Annotated in this window: 17 protein-coding genes; 12 read left to right on the forward strand and 5 right to left on the reverse strand. The window is 43.1% G+C overall.

The window, feature by feature from the left end; translation table 11 throughout:
• Positions 1-49 precede the first annotated feature (49 nt).
• Positions 50-3,460, forward strand: a complete 3,411-nt coding sequence (locus ACE1TF_RS01480) for an efflux RND transporter permease subunit (RefSeq protein ID WP_375013701.1) — start codon at positions 50-52, stop codon at positions 3,458-3,460.
• 333 nt (positions 3,461-3,793) lie between these two features.
• Here the strand turns inward: ACE1TF_RS01480 and ACE1TF_RS01485 are convergent, their stop codons facing one another.
• Positions 3,794-4,609, reverse strand: a complete 816-nt coding sequence (locus ACE1TF_RS01485; RefSeq protein ID WP_375013703.1) for a GAF domain-containing protein — start codon at positions 4,607-4,609, stop codon at positions 3,794-3,796.
• A 206-nt stretch (positions 4,610-4,815) separates the two neighbouring features.
• On the opposite strand from ACE1TF_RS01485, the gene ACE1TF_RS01490 reads away from it, so the two are divergent.
• The 9 genes from ACE1TF_RS01490 (at position 4,816) to ACE1TF_RS01530 (ending at position 13,269) form a co-directional block, all read left to right on the forward strand.
• A complete protein-coding gene (locus tag ACE1TF_RS01490) occupies positions 4,816-5,070 on the forward strand; it encodes a hypothetical protein (protein ID WP_375013705.1) in 255 nt (84 codons plus the stop codon).
• 536 nt (positions 5,071-5,606) lie between these two features.
• On the forward strand, positions 5,607-6,467 hold the full coding sequence (locus ACE1TF_RS01495; RefSeq protein ID WP_375013707.1) for an aminoglycoside adenylyltransferase domain-containing protein: 861 nt from the start codon (positions 5,607-5,609) through the stop codon (positions 6,465-6,467).
• 81 nt (positions 6,468-6,548) lie between these two features.
• A complete protein-coding gene (locus ACE1TF_RS01500; RefSeq protein ID WP_042401004.1) occupies positions 6,549-7,670 on the forward strand; it encodes a mechanosensitive ion channel family protein in 1,122 nt (373 codons plus the stop codon).
• Positions 7,671-7,746: 76 nt separating this feature from the next.
• A complete protein-coding gene (dapD, locus tag ACE1TF_RS01505; RefSeq protein ID WP_042400989.1) occupies positions 7,747-8,466 on the forward strand; it encodes a 2,3,4,5-tetrahydropyridine-2,6-dicarboxylate N-acetyltransferase in 720 nt (239 codons plus the stop codon).
• 60 nt (positions 8,467-8,526) lie between these two features.
• Positions 8,527-9,657 (forward strand): N-acetyldiaminopimelate deacetylase, encoded by a 1,131-nt coding sequence (locus ACE1TF_RS01510; protein ID WP_375013709.1) that lies wholly within the window; start codon positions 8,527-8,529, stop codon positions 9,655-9,657.
• 116 nt (positions 9,658-9,773) lie between these two features.
• Positions 9,774-10,481 (forward strand): glycerophosphodiester phosphodiesterase, encoded by a 708-nt coding sequence (locus tag ACE1TF_RS01515; RefSeq protein WP_375013711.1) that lies wholly within the window; start codon positions 9,774-9,776, stop codon positions 10,479-10,481.
• 45 nt (positions 10,482-10,526) lie between these two features.
• Positions 10,527-11,207: a phosphate signaling complex protein PhoU gene (gene phoU, locus ACE1TF_RS01520; RefSeq protein WP_375013713.1), complete on the forward strand. Its 681-nt coding sequence runs from the start codon at positions 10,527-10,529 to the stop codon at positions 11,205-11,207.
• A complete protein-coding gene (locus ACE1TF_RS01525) occupies positions 11,188-12,777 on the forward strand; it encodes a Na/Pi cotransporter family protein (RefSeq protein ID WP_375013715.1) in 1,590 nt (529 codons plus the stop codon). The genes phoU and ACE1TF_RS01525 overlap by 20 nt, the downstream gene beginning before the upstream one ends.
• Before the next feature lie 66 nt (positions 12,778-12,843).
• Positions 12,844-13,269, forward strand: a complete 426-nt coding sequence (locus tag ACE1TF_RS01530) for a TlpA family protein disulfide reductase (RefSeq protein WP_042400976.1) — start codon at positions 12,844-12,846, stop codon at positions 13,267-13,269.
• 38 nt (positions 13,270-13,307) lie between these two features.
• Here the strand turns inward: ACE1TF_RS01530 and rnjA are convergent, their stop codons facing one another.
• Complete coding sequence (rnjA, locus tag ACE1TF_RS01535; RefSeq protein ID WP_042400974.1) at positions 13,308-14,975, reverse strand: ribonuclease J1; 1,668 nt, start codon at positions 14,973-14,975, stop codon at positions 13,308-13,310.
• On the reverse strand, positions 14,975-15,184 hold the full coding sequence (locus ACE1TF_RS01540) for a DNA-dependent RNA polymerase subunit epsilon (RefSeq protein ID WP_042400973.1): 210 nt from the start codon (positions 15,182-15,184) through the stop codon (positions 14,975-14,977). The genes rnjA and ACE1TF_RS01540 overlap by 1 nt, the downstream gene beginning before the upstream one ends.
• A gap of 468 nt (positions 15,185-15,652) precedes the next feature.
• Here ACE1TF_RS01540 and ACE1TF_RS01545 point away from each other — a divergent pair, with 468 nt between their 5' ends.
• Positions 15,653-16,426, forward strand: coding sequence for a Cof-type HAD-IIB family hydrolase (locus tag ACE1TF_RS01545; RefSeq protein WP_375013718.1), 774 nt, complete (start codon positions 15,653-15,655; stop codon positions 16,424-16,426).
• A gap of 47 nt (positions 16,427-16,473) precedes the next feature.
• Here ACE1TF_RS01545 and def read toward each other — a convergent pair whose 3' ends face one another.
• On the reverse strand, positions 16,474-17,025 hold the full coding sequence (def, locus tag ACE1TF_RS01550) for a peptide deformylase (RefSeq protein ID WP_375013720.1): 552 nt from the start codon (positions 17,023-17,025) through the stop codon (positions 16,474-16,476).
• A gap of 159 nt (positions 17,026-17,184) precedes the next feature.
• Entirely contained in the window at positions 17,185-17,343 is a 159-nt protein-coding gene (locus ACE1TF_RS01555; protein WP_081829240.1) for a YjcZ family sporulation protein, read from the reverse strand.
• A 202-nt stretch (positions 17,344-17,545) separates the two neighbouring features.
• Here ACE1TF_RS01555 and ACE1TF_RS01560 point away from each other — a divergent pair, with 202 nt between their 5' ends.
• Entirely contained in the window at positions 17,546-18,196 is a 651-nt protein-coding gene (locus ACE1TF_RS01560) for a YkyA family protein (RefSeq protein ID WP_375013722.1), read from the forward strand.
• Positions 18,197-18,767 lie beyond the last annotated feature (571 nt).

An 18,767-nucleotide genomic window follows, 5' to 3' on the forward strand; every position in this document is an offset into this window, starting at 1 on the left:
ATACGTAAAAAATACATAAAAATTGATAGGGCATAGGGGTGGTTTACACATGACAAATTTCTCGATCAGACGTCCGGTTTTTACAATCGTCGTCATGATTTTGTTTTTAATTGTAGGTCTCGTTTCTTCTACGAGATTACCGCTACAATTAATTCCAGATATTGATCCTCCAGTAGCAGCGGTGATTGCATCGTATCCAGATGCAGGGCCAGAAGAAGTTCTAACCGAAGTAACTGAACCGTTAGAAGCGCAATTAGCGACGACAACGGGTTTAGATCTCATTCAGTCGAATACGACTGAAGGCACGTCAATGATTATTTTGCAGTTTGATTGGGAAACAGACATCGAAGATGTTGAACTGGACATCATGAATACGCTACGGCAGGTGAACTTGCCTGATAGTGTGGATGAACCGAGCTTTTTGCAATTTGACCCATCGATGTTCCCGATGATGCAACTTGCGGTCACATCAGGGGATGACATCATTGACTTTCAAGATGATGTGCTAGACCTTGAACAAGAACTGTTAAACATACCCGGTGTAGCAAGCGTTGATGAATCAGGTAGTCTAACAGAAATTGTAGAAGTGAACCTCGATCGTGAACTCATGGATGATAACAACGTCGCACAAGACGACATTAGTGGAGCCATTCAATCAAACAACGTTTCCATGCCTGGTGGTACTGTGCTCCAGGATGATCTGAGTTTAACGACAAGGGTCGTTAGCGAACTCACATCAGTGAATGACATTCGCGAGCTAGTCGTAGGTGTTGATCCAGAATCGGGCGATCAAATTACGATTGATGATGTCGGGGACGTAGACATTGTTACCGAAGATCAAACGGTCATTACAAGAGCCAACCAAGAAGATGCCATGATGTTATCGATCATGCAAGAATCTAGCGCCAATACGGCATCAACATCTGATGCAGTAAATGAGCGGTTGGACGAATTAATGAATGACAGTGATTTTGAAGACTTGAGTATTATCTCCTTATATGATGAAGGGGACTTTATAAACCAAGCGATTAACAGTGTACTTTCTGCACTCGTACTCGGTGGTGTGCTGGCGATGACAGTGTTGTTCTTCTTCCTAAGAAACTTGAAGACACCATTTATCATTGGCTTGGCCATACCTTTCTCGGTCATTGTTACATTTGCGTTTATGTTCTTTTTGGACATTGGATTAAACATCATGACGCTGGGGGGTCTTGCCCTAGGAATTGGTCTTGTTATTGATAACGCGATTGTTGTTATTGAGAACATTTATCGCCACCTATCCAAAGGTAAAGACGCAAAAGAGGCAGCGAGAGAAGGTACGAAAGAAGTGATGGGGGCGATTACAGCCTCAACGCTAACGACCATTTCTGTATTCTTGCCAATCGTATTTATTACAGGCATTGTTGGAGACATTTTTGGTGAGCTAGCCTTAACTGTATCGTTTAGTTTATTGTCTTCGCTCCTCGTTGCGATTACGGTCGTTCCGATGGTTGCGAGCCGTGTATTAAAAGCACCTAAAGAAGACATTGAAGAAAAACGCCGCCAAGGCAAAACAATGAAATCACTTGAAAATATTACGCACTGGTCGCTCGGGCATCGCAAGTCTGTCATCGCGATTACGTTATTGCTTCTTTTTGGCGGTATTGGTGGACTGTTTACAGTCGGCACAGAGCTTCTCCCAGAAGCTGACCAATCGTCATTTAACGTCGATATTGAAATGGAATCTGGTACGAGTTTAGAGCGAACAGATGAAGCCGTAACGGCAATCGAAGATGTTTTGGATGACTACCAAGAAATCGACCATTACTCGGCCTCCATTGGAGGATCGTCAATGGATATGGGTGGGGAAGGTGAATCTCATACTGCCCAAATCATCGTATCGATGATTCCGATGGATGAGCGATCAATGACGGATGCGGAGTTTGTGGAATCAATTACGCGTGAACTGGAACGTGCAGATGACGGTGTTGAAGAGTTGCGAGCCTATACAATGACCGCAGCGATGGGCGGGGAAGCCAATACGGTACCGTTTATCGTGTCTCACTCAGAGCGTAGCGAGTTGTATGATTTCGCAGAAGAGCTACAAGATGAGTTGCTCGATTACTCCATCATTCAAGAAGTACAACTAAGTATTGAAGATACGGTGCCAGAAATTCTTATCGAAGTCGATGATGAGGCAGCACTTGACAACGGTCTAACACCAGCAGAAGTTGCGACACAAGTCAATGAGGCGACCCAAGGCGAGACCGTTGCAACTGTCCAAATTCCTGATGATGATGAAGAAGAGGATACAAATGGCACGACAACGACGTATGAAGTTGTCGTTGGTCTCGATGCAAGTTTTACCGATTCAATAGATGAACTTGAAGTCTTAACGATTAGAAATAACGAAGGTGAAACGGTAAACCTCAATGATATTGCCGAGATCACTGAAGGAGAAAGCCCTGCAGCCGTTCAACGAGCGGACCAAGAAGAAGCCGTTGAATTTACAGTCGGTTATACGACTGCTGCTGTACTCAGTGATGTGTCAGATGCGATTGTATCGTCTGTTGATGAAGTTGAGTTGCCAGATGGAGCAAACTTCTCCTTTGGCGGAGAGCAAGAAATCCTTGATGATGCCATGATGAGCATGGTTCTTGCGCTTGTGCTTGCGGTTACCTTCATTTATCTCATTATGGCTGCACAATTTGAATCATTTAAGTTGCCATTTATTATGATGCTAACGGTTCCTCTCGTTATTATCGGGGTTGCAATTGCTCTTACAGCAACGCAAACCGCTATCGGAATTACGACCTTTATCGGGGTAATCATTCTCGTAGGTATTGCAGTAAACAACGGAATTGTCATGCTTGACTTCGTGAATCAACAGAAGCGAAAAGGGTTGTCTACCTACGATGCGCTCGTTGAATCTGTGAAGTTAAGAACACGACCGATTGTGATGACATCTGTCACTGCAATTCTAGGTATGGTGCCGATTGCTATTGGTATGGGTGAAGGTGCAGAAATGCAGCAGCCAATGGCGATTGCTGTAATTGGTGGTCTCATTAGTAGTACAGTGCTTACACTCGTGTTTATTCCGGTCATGTACAGCTTGTTTGATAAAGAAACACGCTCACGCCGGACGCCATATGTAGTTGTGAGTGACTACGATGAATCAGGTGAAGAGCGACGCATGTATTTACCCGCACACGAAGCAGGGCGTCCTTCAACGTACAAGTCGACACAAGCAGAGGACATTGAAGAAGTCGATGATGAAAAAGCGCCGGCTGATCCGGAGCCTAGAGACGCTGAAGACCGACACGAAGAAATGACAGAAGAACAGAACGAAGAGTACCAAGAAGAAGAGAAACAAGAGAATAACACGTCCACAGACCGTGAGACGAATGATTTAAGTAAAGATGAACTGCTCGACCTTCTTGAGTCGATTGTCAAACGCAACAAAAACGACAATGAAAAATAAAAAAACTGAGCAGTTTGGTAAGAGGACCGCCAGATTCCACACGTTGGAGTCTGGCGGTTTTTTAATGAGTAAGTGGAAGGTATTAGATTGCACACGTTGGATTAAAAAAGCACGCCCGCCCAACTTGGACGAACGTGTGATATCGGAAATGACAATTTACAGTCGCTTTAACAGTTGTCTTTTTGCCTCCGAATAATCGGAAGTGGATGCTTTGGCTGCGGCCTGTCTTTGCGTTCTCAGCCATTTGTGATAATGGGATTCAGATAGAATGCCACGCTTTTTTGCCGATCGCGCTGCGGCTTTTTTTAGCAGTTCTTTTCCTGACAAATTGCATCAACCTCCCTTGCTTCTATCGTATTCTGTCTCATTTAATTGTTGATCGACAAATTGATTATCAAGCGTCTGACTATATTCAATGAATGCCAGCTCAATAAATCTGCTATATAGTGCGGCAATTGGAATCACTTCTTTTTGAAACGACGTCTGGGCATCAATGGTTAACACTCCCCATTCGGATAAAGGGAAGCAAAGAAGCGCTTTGGAATCCACTCTTAGCATCTCGGTTGGGTAATAATCAACATCCGCGTAAATGTTCTGGACGTGTTCTCTTCTTTTTTTGCGAAAACAACGTCCGGCAATCGTTTCATGAATGGGAAGTTGGTCGTTTTGATCGCCTTCATCAAAACGGGTGTTACCTGCAAATAGCACGAGCCGATCAATTTCTTCTTCTTCAATCCATATAGCGCAGTAATGTTCTTCGCCTGGTTTGAACTTAATATCGGTACTTAGTGTGTTCACGAGTTGAATCATTAAGCTTTCGTACGCTTCTAATCGTTCAGTGACGGGTAACTCTTGTTCCTTTAAGTTGGACAGAGACGCAAGAAATCGCTCTGCGTTTTGCATCGCATGTGTCGTTTGCAGCGAGATGTCTTTTTGTAAGGAAGCTTCGGTTTTGGATGTAAACAATTCTTGTTGAATTTTTTGGAATCCTAATTCTTTATCAATTTTCTCCGTATACTTCATCGCGGCGCGTCCGATTAATACAAAAAGAACGAGCACACCCGCAATGATGAGAAAACCAGTCACTCCGTATACCCAGTCCGGCTGATGTTCGAAGAGAACACGTAACACTTCTGTCATTTGCAGCACCTGCATTCCTTCATTAATACAATGTAATTCACGTTAAGAGGAATTATGCACAGTAGTTTTATTTTTTGCGATCCAGTGAAACTACCCAATTTCATAGACGTCTCCCTCTTTTTTGTCGATAGCTAGGTTATGTCATTACAACGAATGTGAGAGTTGACATAGGATTTAATGTAAGACAATTTATGAGGAAAAAAGGAGAGTTTGAAATGTCATATAATCATTGGGACTATCTGTTTGGCTGTGGCGGTAACCGAGGTGGCCGCAACCGACGGGGCAAGCGTTTTGAGTGCGAGTGTAGAGAAGTACGTGACAGAGGTCGCGGATGTGGATGTAAAGACAAGTATGACTATGATTACGACTACGACTATGATTATGACCGTTGTTACAAAAAGAAAGACAAATGTGACAAAGATCGTGGAGAGCGTTGCCGCATTAAGTTTGAAATCGAGTGCGACGACTAATAAGGACGTGAGGGAAGCAGTTTTATAACTGCTTCCCCTTTACAGGATCGAAAGAAAGGAAATGAAAATATGAACCAATCAAGACACTATTGGACAGGATGTTCTTGTCGAAAGAAGCATTCGGATAAGGGAAGTTCCTGCTATCATAGTGGCTATCAAAAGCCTGCCCCGCCGTGGTATCCTTCGTGGTACAATGGCAAACCAGAGCCAAAACCAAAGGCAAAACCAAAGGCAAAACCAGACAAAAAACGGAAAACGAGAAGTCGCTTAAAAGGGTCTATTATTGTTGAGTGTGATTAAAGTAGTTGTATATGGAATTTCGCTAGATATAGGTAAGACCATTACTAGTTTTTCAAAGATAATCATAGAATAATAAGGCAAGCAAAAACGTCATCCGCCGGACGTCTTGCTTGTAAAGATTGGCTCTGTCATACCTCCCAGGTCTGTAATCATGGCATGTAATTCCCTCCAACACATTGAACGGAACTTTTGAAACGGGGTCATTGACTCCGTTCTTTTTATCTGTTGTATGACAAATGACATACTTCCCATTGCAAGTGGAACGACAATCGATTACGATATTGATAAGTATCATTACATCATTACAACATGGATGGGGGAAGATGCTGGATATGGACGACCAGATTGACGATTATTTGGACCGCCTTGCCACAACGTTGCAATCATTGTTGAAAAAACAACTCACAGGGGTGTATTTGAGTGGATCGCTCGTTATGGACGATTGGATTCCGACGAATAGCGACGTGGATGTGATGTGCATTGTGGACCGTCCGCTTAAAGATTCTGTGAAACTGAAGTTGGTCGACCAATTAGCTGAGGAGAGGTTGGTTCCTCCAGGTTTAGGTTTGGAGCTTGTGTTCGTATTAGAAGATGAGGTGTTAAAACCGCATTCTCTTCCGTCTTACGAATACGTGCTCACATTTCAACAAGATATCGGTGTAAAGGTGAAAGAAGAAGGGATGGACGAAGGGTTATTGATGGACTTTACCATCTGTTATCAATCTGGAAAAACTCTCATCGGAAAACCGATTGAAGAAGTATTTGGGGTCGTGCCAAAACCATGGTTGAATGAGGCCATGAAAGGGTCGCTTCGTTGGCATAAGGCACATGTTTTTCACCCATTTTATGATCCGTATGGTCACGAAGCTGTTTTGAATGCTTGTCGCACATGGTGCTTTAAAGAAAACGGCCGGATGACGTCAAAAACGAAGGGCGCGCTATGGGCTTTGTCGCGATGGTCCGACTCTGATGTTGTGTCTCACGCACTTTCCATTCGGGAAGGGTCACGAACCGATCGATTAGACGAAGAGCGGGTGCATGCGATTCTTGATCATGTAATGATGATGCAAAGTACCAAGTTAAAAGCATTCATTTAACATATAGGATAAATAAGTGAGAGGGTCTTCTGACTCTCTATTTTTTCGTTTTTTTAGACCGGAGGGATTTCATTGTTAGATATGTACCACGACTGGATTGCCATGTATCCGTGGCTACAATATGTCGTCGCATTTATAATCATTATGTTCTTTTTATTTCTTAGAAAAGTGTTCACCCGTTATGTTTTCGCTTTTATTTTGCGGCTATCACGAAAAAGCAAAAGTGAACTACTTCCGAATATCTTGTTGTCATTTCAACGACCGGTTCGTTTTTTCTTTGTGATATTAGGTTTGTATCTTGCGATTCAATACTTAGTGCCAGATGATCCGACAGCAGCTGTTGAAAGGCGAATGGAAGTTGTGAACACGTTCTTTCGTTCCAGTGTGATCTTAATGTTCGGCTGGGGGTTCTTTAACGTATCTGGAACATCTTCTAATCTGTTTAAGAAGTTAAGCATGCGCCTCGATTCCGGGGAAGACAGTATGCTCGTACCTTTCCTTTCCAAGTTGTTACGCGTATTGATCGTCGCGCTAACTGTCGTGGTTATTCTCGATACGTTTGGTTTTGATATTAACGGTTTTGTTGCCGGTCTAGGGCTTGGTGGTCTTGCTTTTGCTCTTGCAGCTCAAGACACGATTGGCAACTTGTTTGGCGGTATCATTATCGTTACAGAGAAGCCCTTTAAAAAAGATGATTGGATTGAGACGCCAACCGTTGAAGGAATTGTAGAAGACATTTCTTTTCGGAGTACAAAGGTCAGAACGTTTTCTGAAGGGCTCGTTACAGTGCCCAACTCAACACTCGCTCACGAACCGATCACGAATTGGTCTGAGATGACGAAGCGACAAATCGCTTTTGAAATTCAATTTCGATATGATACTCCGATGGAATCGTTAAAAGTGGCTAGAGAGCGGATTGAAAGTGAATTGAAAGGAAATGAAGCGATCAATCAGGAAACGATCTTCGTCCGTTTGCACGAGTTGCAAGAATCTGGCATTGAACTAATGTTCTACTTGTTCACGAATACGACAAACTGGGAAGAATGGTTAAAAGTTAAAGAGCAGCTGAACTTGCGGATTTTGGAAATCCTCCGTGAGGAAAATGTCGACTTTGCAATGCCTTCTCAAGACTTGTACATCAACGATGAGTTGCACTTACTCACAGAAGGTCCAGATGACAAATTAGAGGACAAGCAGTCGTAATGCTTTTGTTCAATGCAGTGTTATGATAATCTAGAATAGGAAAAAATGATACGAATGATCGTTTGGAGGATGAACCATGAAAATGATGGATGGACATGAAATTGTAAAGTTTATTTCTGAAAGCGAGAAATCAACTCCGGTAAAAGTGTACATTAACGGAGATGTTCGTGATATGAATTTTGGCGAAGACGCAAAAGTCTTCCCTAATGAGTCAGGTGCAGTTGTTTTCGGAGAGTGGAAGGCGATTCAAGAAACTCTTCTAGAAAATGAAGCAAAGATTCGAGACTATGTCGTCGAAAATGATCGACGGAATTCGGCAATTCCATTGCTTGATATGAAGAATATTAAAGCACGAATTGAGCCAGGTGCGATTATCCGTGACCAAGTCATTATCGGTGACAATTCCGTCATTATGATGGGGGCTAGCATCAACATCGGAGCCGTAGTAGGTGAAGGTACGATGATTGATATGAACGTCGTTATGGGTGGTCGTGCAACCGTCGGCAAAAACTGCCATATCGGAGCTGGAGCCGTACTCGCAGGAGTTGTTGAACCGCCATCTGCACAGCCAGTGATCGTCGAAGATGAGGTTGTTATTGGTGCGAACGCTGTAATCTTGGAAGGTGTTCGTGTTGGAAAAGGCGCTGTTGTTGCAGCAGGCGCAATTGTTACTGAAGATGTTCCAGAGAATGTTGTTGTTGCTGGAACGCCTGCACGTGTCATCAAAGACATTGATGAAGGTACGCGTGGGAAAACAGAAATTAAAGCAGAGCTTCGTAAGCTTAAAGAAGACTAAACATGAGTTAAAACTCCCGGTCAACATGAGCGGGAGTTTCTTTATAGGGGGAGCATTGCCATGTATACGAAGGAACAGATGTATCACATTCGCCAAGAGCTTCATCAGATTCCTGAAGAAGGGTTTAAGGAGTGGGAAACGAGCAAAACGCTCCGTCATTATCTTGATAACTTAGACCAGAAATATATGCGCATCATCGAATGGCAAACAGGTTACTTTGTGAACATCAATGGGTATGCACCTGAACAAACGATTGGGTACCGGACTGATATTGATGGTCTACCGATGGCAGAACAAACGGGCTTGCCCTATTCATCTGTACATGAAGGGTATATGCACGCGTGTGGACATGACTTGCATATGACGATCGCGCTTTCGCTCCTTTCATACTTTAGTGAGCAGCAACCAAAAGACAATCTCCTGTTTATCTTTCAGCCGGCAGAAGAAGGACCGGGCGGGGCAGAACCGATGATTCAGAGTAAAGAATATGAAGCTTTGCGCCCGGATTGGATGATGGCTCTGCACGTCCATCCTCATCTAGCGGTCGGGACAGTGGCCACGAAAGAAGGGCTGTTGTTTGCGAATACGGCAGAGTTTAATCTCCATTTGCGCGGGAAAAGTGGACATGCCGCTTATCCGCATGAAGCGAATGATATGGTTGTAGCGTCTAGTTACTTAATTACGCAGTTGCAGTCGGTCATCTCCCGTAGAATTGACCCGATTGATAGTGCGGTTATCTCGATTGGAAAGCTCGAAAGCGGTACGAAGGAGAACATTGTCGCCTCTCGCGCAAGCACGGAAGGGACGATTCGCACGCTTTCAAAAGAATCAATGGATCGTGTGCAAAAACATGTCACAAGCATGTGCCGAGGCATTGCTGAAAGTTTTGATTGTGAAGTTGTGATTGAATGGGGCTCAGCATACAAACAAGTGTGGAACGATGCAACGAAAACGAACGATTTCATAAATTGGACGAAAAAGCAACCAAACGTTCAATTTGTTGAATCTGAGCGCGCCATGACTGGGGAAGATTTCGGCTTTTTCTTAGACGACGTGCCAGGTTTTATGTTTTGGCTCGGTGTTGATGGAGAAGCTGGATTACATGAACCTACGTTAAATCCAAAAGAAGAAGCGATCCCCGTAGCAGTTGAGCATGTGATTGGCTACCTACACGAAGCGATGAACAAATAAGCGAAAGAGCGGGACACGTTCAATGATTGGTGTGTCCCGCATATCGCCTACATTGACAACTTTATCGAGGTTCACTAAAATTAACGTCATAGCAATTGTTGAGAGGAAGATTCATTTTGTATATTGCTCATCGCGGTTATTCAGCAAATGCCCCGGAAAATACAGTAGCTGCATTTCAACAAGCCGTTCATAAAGGAGCAGATGGCATTGAGTTAGATGTGCACCGATCATTGGATGGGGAATTAATCGTCATTCATGATGAATGGATTAACCGGACAACGAATGGTGAAGGGAAAGTCGCGGATATGACACTGGGTCAATTAAAGGCGCACGATGCTGGAAGTTGGTATAGCGAAGCTTATAGAGGTGAGAAGATCCCAACATTGTCAGAAGTGTTTGAATGCATGCCGAAAGAAACAGTCATCAACGTTGAGATTAAAAACATCCCTTCCTTTTATGAAGGGATTGAAGAGCTGGTCGTGCAAGCGATCCAAACCTACGAACGTATGGAAACTACGATTGTTTCTTCCTTTGATCATCATTCTCTTGTTCGCGTGAAAGAAAGGGCTGCAAATGTTCACATCGGGCTTTTGTTAAATTCCAGAATTGTAAAAATAGAAAATTATTTACGTTCCTTTCAACCGTATTCGGTCTATTCGGTACATCCACACTTTCGTACCATTCAAGCGGAGGATGTTCTAGACTTCAAATCCAACAACCTCAAGGTTTTTCCGTACACCGTAAATGAGCAAAGTGATTTGTCAGCGATGAAGCAGTTCGGAGTAGATGGGATCATCTCAGACAGTATCATGGGTGAATCATGATTTTAGAGCCCTTTTCATACGCTCTAATAAGAGAGGTGGGCTCACATGTACAAAATGAAATATTTTCATCAAGAAATGAGAAAGATCGAAAAACAATTATACAAAATGGGAGTGGCGACGAAAGTGCAAATGGAACGTGTTCCTACTGCACTGTTTTCCAAAGACGAAAAACACGCCACCCAGCTCATCTCTGAAGATGAAACGATTGATCGCTTTGATCAACAAGTGCACACTGATGTATTGAATTTGATTATGCTCCAGCCCCCGCTGCCTCACGAGCTGCGTGTCCTTACATCAATGATGAGGGTAGCGAGGGAACTAGAGCGAATGGGTGATCAAATTGTGAACATTGCCGAAATTGCTAAGGAACGAACGACCGATCCAAAAGCGCAATTCAATAGTGAAAAAGTTGAACAAGCTGTTCGTGAAATGAATCACATTAGTCTAGAAATGATGTCACATGCGCTTTCAATGATGAAAGAACAAGACTATCAAGACTACGACGCGCTTGAACAGCAAGATGAGCACGTCGATGCGTTATTCTATACGATGCAAAAACAGTTATCCACAGAGATGAAACAAGACCCTTTACGAATTGATTCGCTAGCGCCTTTTTTTCTTGTTGCGAGATACCAAGAGCGAATTGCGGACCATGTCGTTAACATTGTTCGCAAGTTAAAGGAAAGTCAAGAAGAAGGTGTCGTGTATGGATTGGATTCAGATTAGTCTCCAACTGCTTGGGGGACTTGCGATCTTTTTGTATGGCATGTGGATTGCGAGTGACGGGTTAAAACAGTCCGCGTCTAACCACCTTAAAGTTTTTCTTCAAAAAGTTACGAAGAACCAATTTTATGGTGCGATCGCAGGCATTGTTTTGGCGGCTGTTATGCAATCATCAACTGCTGCGACCGTAATGACGGTCGGCTTTGTCAATGCCGGCCTGATTAGCTTACGAAGAGCACTTGGTATTATGTTAGGCTCAGCCGTTGGAACGACCATTACTGTTCAGCTCATTGCATTTAGCATTACCGATTACGCCCTTGCGTTTGTGACGCTTGGGGTTTTGTTATTTCTTATGAATGTGAAAATGCGTGCATACGGGTCAATCGTTCTCGGGTTTGGCTTTGTGTTTTTTGGAATGGGGATTATGACTGCGGCGATGGAGCCGTTGCAAACGGACCCGGTATTTATGGAATACTTAGCTGCCATTTCTGAGCAACCCTTGTTAGCCGTCGTTGTCGCTGCCTTATTTACCGCAATTGTTCAAAACAGTGCAGCCACCATTGCCCTTGCGATGGCCCTTGCTGCCAACGGTTCAATTAGCCTAGAAGCAGGCGTTGCCATCGTTTATGGTGCGAATTTCGGTACGGTATTTACTGCCCTCATCTCAAGCGTGACGGCTTCGAAAGATGCCCAACGTGCGGCGGTAGCCCATGCAATTTTTAAAGGAATCGGTGTGCTCATCTTTTTGCCGTTAACGAGCGTTTTTGTTGCAATTTTACCGCTATTTGGTGGGGAGATAGAACGGCAAATTGCGAACTCCCATACGTTATTTAATCTCGTGAACTTGTTTATACTGCTGCCGTTTTGCGACCGATTTGCGGTGTGGATGACCAAGCTCATGCCGAAAAAGGAATTGCCGTCTAAATACGTAAAACACCTGGATCGGGATGCAAGTGCGATACCGGCGGTCGGCTTGTTGCAGGCGAGAAAAGAGCTTGAAGTCGTGACCGAACGAGTGAGTGAGCACATGTTTCCGCATTTACTCAGCATGATTGAAGATGATAAAGCTCGTCAACAAGTCGTTCAACAAGAGAGAATCATTGATGTCGTCTATAAAGCTACCTATCATCATTTGCAAAGAATTATGGAGAATAACTTAAATGATAAAGAATCTGAGGAAGCATTAAAATTATTGTATGTAAACAATGATCTCGAACGTTTGACAAATGTGATGAAAGAGATGGCAAGGGCAATGAATAAGTTGGAGAACAAACATAAAATGCTGAATGATTGGGAGCGTGAAAAAATTCAGCAGTTGTTTGAAGAAGTCGAACAAGGGTTTTCCCATGCGTCAAAAGCCTTTTCGAACAATCGAGAAGAAGAGGCATTACAAGTCATCTATAACAACCCAAAAATCCAGCGAATGGAAAGAGAAATGCGATATGAACATTTCTATTATGGTTCAGGTTCAAGCAGTACGGTAAGTGTTGTTTTCTCGGATCTGATGAACTTAATGCTTCGCATTCACCAGCATAGTGTAAACATGTCACATACGATGCTAGGGATGGTCTAACTTCTCGGAACAAAAGCTCCCCATGTTGAGTAAGATAATTGAAACACCAAGAAGGGGGAGCTTAATATGGGTTTAAAAATTGGTTCATCTATGCCAGATCTAACAGCCAATGTAAAGTGGCTGAATCAGCTACCGCCTAGAGCGACTCATGACCAACCTTACCTCGTCCACTTTTGGACGTTAAGTTGTGCTTCTTGTTTAACGACATTGCCGGACGTGTCCGCGTTAATGAAGAAGTACGAATCTCACATACATGCCGTTTCGGTTAATTTAGAGCCAGAAGATGATGCGGAAGTGACGGAGCAAGCAAAAAGGGCCGGTCTGGACGCACCTCTTGCTATTGATGAAGAAGCACTGCTATCAGATGCATTTGGCTACAATTTCATTCCTGCATTTTATTTGTTTGATGCATCAGGACAGATGAGGTACTTTCAACAAGGTCAAGATCACCTCGGCACATTAGAACAAAGAATTAAACGGTTGTTACGATAAAAAAACAGCGATTTCCAATTGGAAATCGCTGTACGTCGTTATACTTCCATGATGATCGGTAAAATCATCGGTTTGCGTTTTGTTTTCTCGTAAAGGAATGGAGAGAGAAGCTCGATAATCTCGTTCTTAATCTCTGACCATTGTGTTGTTTTTTGGTCCATGAGCTCACGAAGGTGCTTGTCTAACATCTTTTGGGCGTCGTGAATGAGGTGAGATGACTCACGCATATATACAAACCCACGAGAAATAATGTCAGGGCCAGCAGATACTTTAAAGTTCGTCATGTCGAGTGATACGACGACGACGACGAGGCCTTCTTCTGACAAGATTCTACGGTCACGTAAGACGATGTTTCCGATGTCACCAATGCCATTACCGTCGACATAAACAGAGCCTGAAGGAACTTTACCGATTTTTTTCGCTTCATCTTTCTTCAGTGCTAATACTTCTCCAATATCCATAATAAAGATATTTTCTTCGGCAATGCCGCAATCAATCGCAAGTTTTTTGTGGCTCACGAGCATGCGGTACTCCCCGTGAATTGGGAAGAAGTATTTCGGTTTCATCAAACGAAGCATGAGCTTTTGCTCTTCTTGGCTACCGTGACCTGATGTATGAATATCATTTAATGACCCGTGAATGACATTCGCACCTGCACGGAACAGTTGGTTAATAATCTTGTTGACACTTAGCGTATTACCAGGAATTGGCGAGCTCGAGAACACAACGGTATCGCCAGGAATAATTTGAATCTGACGGTGTGTTCCGTGAGCAATTCGAGACAATGCCGCCATTGGCTCTCCTTGAGATCCGGTGCAAAGAATCGTAATTTCGTTGTCGGGAATTCGACTTAATTGATTCGTCTCGACAAACGTATCTTTAGGTGCTTGAATGTAGCCGAGTTCTTGTCCAATCGTAAGGGCGGACTCCATGCTACGTCCAAATACGGCGATCTTACGCCCGTGTTTCACCGCGGATTGTACGACTTGTTGTAATCGGTGAATGTTAGAGGCAAACGTCGCGAAAATGACACGGCCATCAACTTGCCTGAAGATGTTCTCAATGCTGTCGCCGACTTTTCTTTCTGACATCGTAAAACCGGGTACTTCTGAATTTGTGCTGTCAGACAGTAAACAAAGCACACCTTCTGCACCAAGCTCAGCCATTTTTGTTAAGTTCGCAGGTTCGCCAACAGGTGTGAAGTCAAATTTAAAATCGCCAGTATGAACAATATTGCCTTCTGGTGTATTTACGACGATTCCTAACGCGTCAGGAATACTATGCGTCGTTCTAAAGAAAGATATTTTCAAGTGTTTGAAAGAGATTTCATCATCTTCGTTTAGCTCAATCATTTTCGTTCTTCGTAGCAAACCGTGCTCTTCTAATTTCCCACGTAAAAGCCCATTGGCTAATTTTCCGCCATATACTGGAACGTTAATTTCACGTAATAAATACGGAATTCCTCCGATATGGTCTTCATGGCCGTGGGTAATGAATAGCCCGACAATTTTGTCTTCGTTACGAGAGAGGTACGTATAATCAGGAATAACGTAGTCGATGCCGAGCAACTCATCTTCTGGGAACATTATTCCTGCATCAATAATAACAATCTCGTCTTTATATTCAACCGCATATGTGTTTTTGCCGATTTCGCCAAGCCCTCCAAGAGCGAAAACAGCAACTTGGTCTTGTTGCAATTGTTTCATTAGCGCTTCTCCAACTTATAGTCAGGCTTACTCTGTTCATATTCAAGATGGGCGCCTGATAATGGTTGAATAAATTCAATGTTTAATTCGTCTTTTGCTAGTTTACGTCGAACGTCACGCTCATCATTTGCTTCTACGTAGAGAGCCCCTGTTTTTTCGCGTACAGGAACCTCTTTGGCGTTCGACTGGTACATTACTTTGTAGATCACTTTGTCAAATCTCTCCTTGTTTATTAATTTATTGCTTAAGGTATACGCGGATACTCATATAAAAACGTTGCCCAATGGCAACGCTTCATAAGAGCGACCATATTCATTCATACACCATGCAAAAAAAAGAAATCCGTTCACTTATCGAGCTTATACAGTAGTCGTGGTCCCTCAGTGATTAACAATGCTCGGCCGATGTTTTTCAAAGAGGGGAGGGCACTTCCACATCACAACAAGCTCAGCAGACAGTTACCTTATTTTAGCGTATTTTCATCCGTTTAGCAAACCGCATTGGCAATTTCTCCCGTTTTGATGCGTGTTACCTTATAATTTGTGATGACTGGCTCGTTCACATACAAGTGATGTCTCGTTAATTGTTGGAAACAAAGCTAGGCGTTTTTCTTTTCAGTACGCGCACTTTCCTTCATAATGAAAGAAGCTTGATTGATTTTAGAGTGGAGTGATGGTATGAAAACAAAAGCGATTTTTCTCGACATTGATGGCACGATTTATAATGAAGATAAACAGATGTCAGATGTAACGGTTAGCGCCGTGCGAGCACTTCAAGAAAATGGACATCATGTGTTAATTGCAACGGGACGATCCCCGTTTATGTATACGTCATTAATGGAGAAGCTCGGAATCGTCTCCCACATTGGGTTTAATGGCTCATACGTCGTCATTGATGGAGACGTTGTGTTAGCGAAGTCGCTTCATTCTTCTGCGTTAAAGAACATTTTCGAGATGGCACATCGTAATGACCATGCGATGGTGTTTATGGATCACACAGGAATGCGCACCGATCAATTATCCCACCCTCGTATTAAAGAGTGTATGGAAAGCTTATTGTTGCCGTATCCCCCAATTCACAAAAATCCTATGGATGGAGAAGTGTATCAAGCACTATTGTTTTCAACAAAAGGTGAGAATCCAAGCGAGTATGAACAAGCATTTTCGGAATTTGATTTCGTCAGGTGGCATGATTTATCCGTTGATATTGTTCCTGCAGGCGGTTCAAAAGCGGTCGGCATACAAAAAGCAGCGGATCTGTTAAACATATCAATGGAGGATACAGTTGCATTTGGAGACGGCTTAAACGACATTGAAATGTTACAAGCGGCAGGTGTTGGTGTTGCTATGGGAAATGGAACGGAAGAGACGAAACAAGCAGCAGATTTCATAACAAAAAGTGTCGATGAAGAAGGAATTCATGCCGGTTTAAAAGAATTAGGTCTGATCTAACTCATCATTTATAGAAAGAACGGGCCTCCTTTGAGGCCCGTTCTTTGTTATAGTGCGGTTCTAGGTACTTCTTTTTTATGAGGGCCTGCGTAGCCTTCAATTCGGTCATAAAACATAATTCCATTTAGGTGGTCCATTTCGTGTTGAACAACAATGGCCAAGTACCCTCTTAAGCGAAGAGTCACTCGTTCGCCTTCGAGTGTGTCGGCTTGTAGTTTCACACGGGCGTAACGCGGAACTTCCCCTTCAACTTCACGGTCAACCGATAGACAACCTTCCCCATTTTCCAAACTCGTCTCTTCAATAGAATGGCTCACAATTTTAGGGTTAATAAAACCATAGCTATATAATTGATCTTTCTCATCGGTCGTATGAATGGCAAACATTCGTTTTGAAACACCGACTTGAGGTGCGGCAAGGCCACTGCCAGGACGTAGATCGTATTTTTCAGCGATTTCAGGGTCTTGACTGTTTTTTAGATAGTCAAGCATGTCTTGTAGTAATGCCAAATCTTCCTCGCTTAGTGGCATATCAACTTCTTTAGCCACTTCCCGGAGTACCCGGCTGCCCTCACGGACGATATTGTCCATCAGTATCATCAATTTATCCTCCTCGGTATAAAACAAAGCCGTATGAATGGTCACGGACTTGCATACGTTTTTACATACGGGCTAAGTATATCAGAAGACAACCTCTATAGACAAAAAGGAAAAAATAAAGACAGCCACCGAGTGACTGTCTCTTGAGGAAACGCTTCTTTACTTCTTGTCACCATAGCAAGCGCCAACGATGATCAACAAGATAAACAGAACGACAATTAACGCGAATCCGCGACCAGCGCCAAAACCGCCACCGCCGCCGTAGTTTCCATAACATGGGTTGCCGCCATAACCATAACCGCCATAACCATAAGACATGGAGTGAACCCTCCTTTTGTTTTCGCCTGAAGCGATACTACTCTACAATGTATGCAACTAAATCGCTTTTGACTGGATAAATGCCTATTTTTTTAGAAGGACATTTGTCTCTTAACATTTCCATATTTTTCTTTGCAAAGGTTAACATCATCCTATATGATTATTGAAGATAAGTACGTAATGAGGTGGGGGACGTTCTTTGATGAGACGATTGCTTTATGTAGGACCGTTTGTTTTAGGTACGTTACTTTTAGCTGGGTGCATGGAATCGGCTGAAGAAGAACTTATGATCAATATTGAAGATGCCATTGAACTTGAGAACGAATTTGAAGAACAACAAACACCGTTAATTGAAGCTGAAGAACAGGAATATGAACTTTTTGAAGAGATGGTCAATCTTGGACTTCAAGACATGGATGAAATTGAAGGGCTTGTTGCACAAGCGTCAGAGCTTGCAAACGAAAGAATCAGTCGTATGGAAACAGAGCGAGAAAGCATCGTCGCCGCTTACGAGACATTTATGGAAGAAGAGTCGTTACTCGATGACTTGGATGGTTCACTACGAGAAGATGCAGAAGCCGTTTTTGATGCGATGGAGCAGCGCTATCAAGTGCATACCGAATTATATGAAGGCTATACAGATGCCGTGCAAATGGACCTCGACTTGTATGAAATGTTTCTAGATGAAGAGCTGTCTTTTGAAGAACTTGAAGACCAAATTAACCTCGTCAATGAGCAGTATCAATCCGTGAACGAATATAAAGAGCAATTCAACGAGTACACAACAACGTTCAATGAGCGGAAAGAACAATTTTACGACACGGCTGATTTCGTCATTGAAGCTGAAAAATAAAAAAAATTCTAAGCACAAAAAACTGAAAGCCGGCTGCCCGTAAACGGGTAACCGGCTTTTTCTTGAGTGAAATGTATCATTGTTTGCTTTTATTTTGGAACGTTCCGCGCTCACAAGGCTTAGTATTTGGGACGGTGTGCAAGTGTGTAATCTACATCTATAGCACGTTTAATTTTCCTGATTTGTACTGTGGGAGCTTTAATTGCAATACAAGAGCAACATCGGTGGTCAAAAAACGACCACCGTGTTTTCTAGCACTCCAGAGTACAAGAGCAACATCGGTGGTCAAAAAACGACCACCGTGTTTTCTAGGCACTGAAGGGCAGGGCGAGCGAGCTGAAAAAATAGTGTCCCGTTCTTATATTAATGAAATAAACAATACTTCATTTGGTCATTAACACAGAGGATGAGGACGCTGAATGAGGTAGTAATCCGCTATGGTAGAGTTTTCTCAAATTTGCTTGCTTTTTAGGCTATATAAGTTGGACTAAATAATTTCTTCAAGAACCAGTGGTAAGCTAGGTAAAGTGGAAACTGTGCTCGAGTTGCCACCGAACTGTTCTCAAGTTGG

It is taken from the genome of Geomicrobium sp. JSM 1781026 (genome assembly GCF_041949955.1).
GTDB lineage: Bacteria > Bacillota > Bacilli > Bacillales > Marinococcaceae > Geomicrobium_A.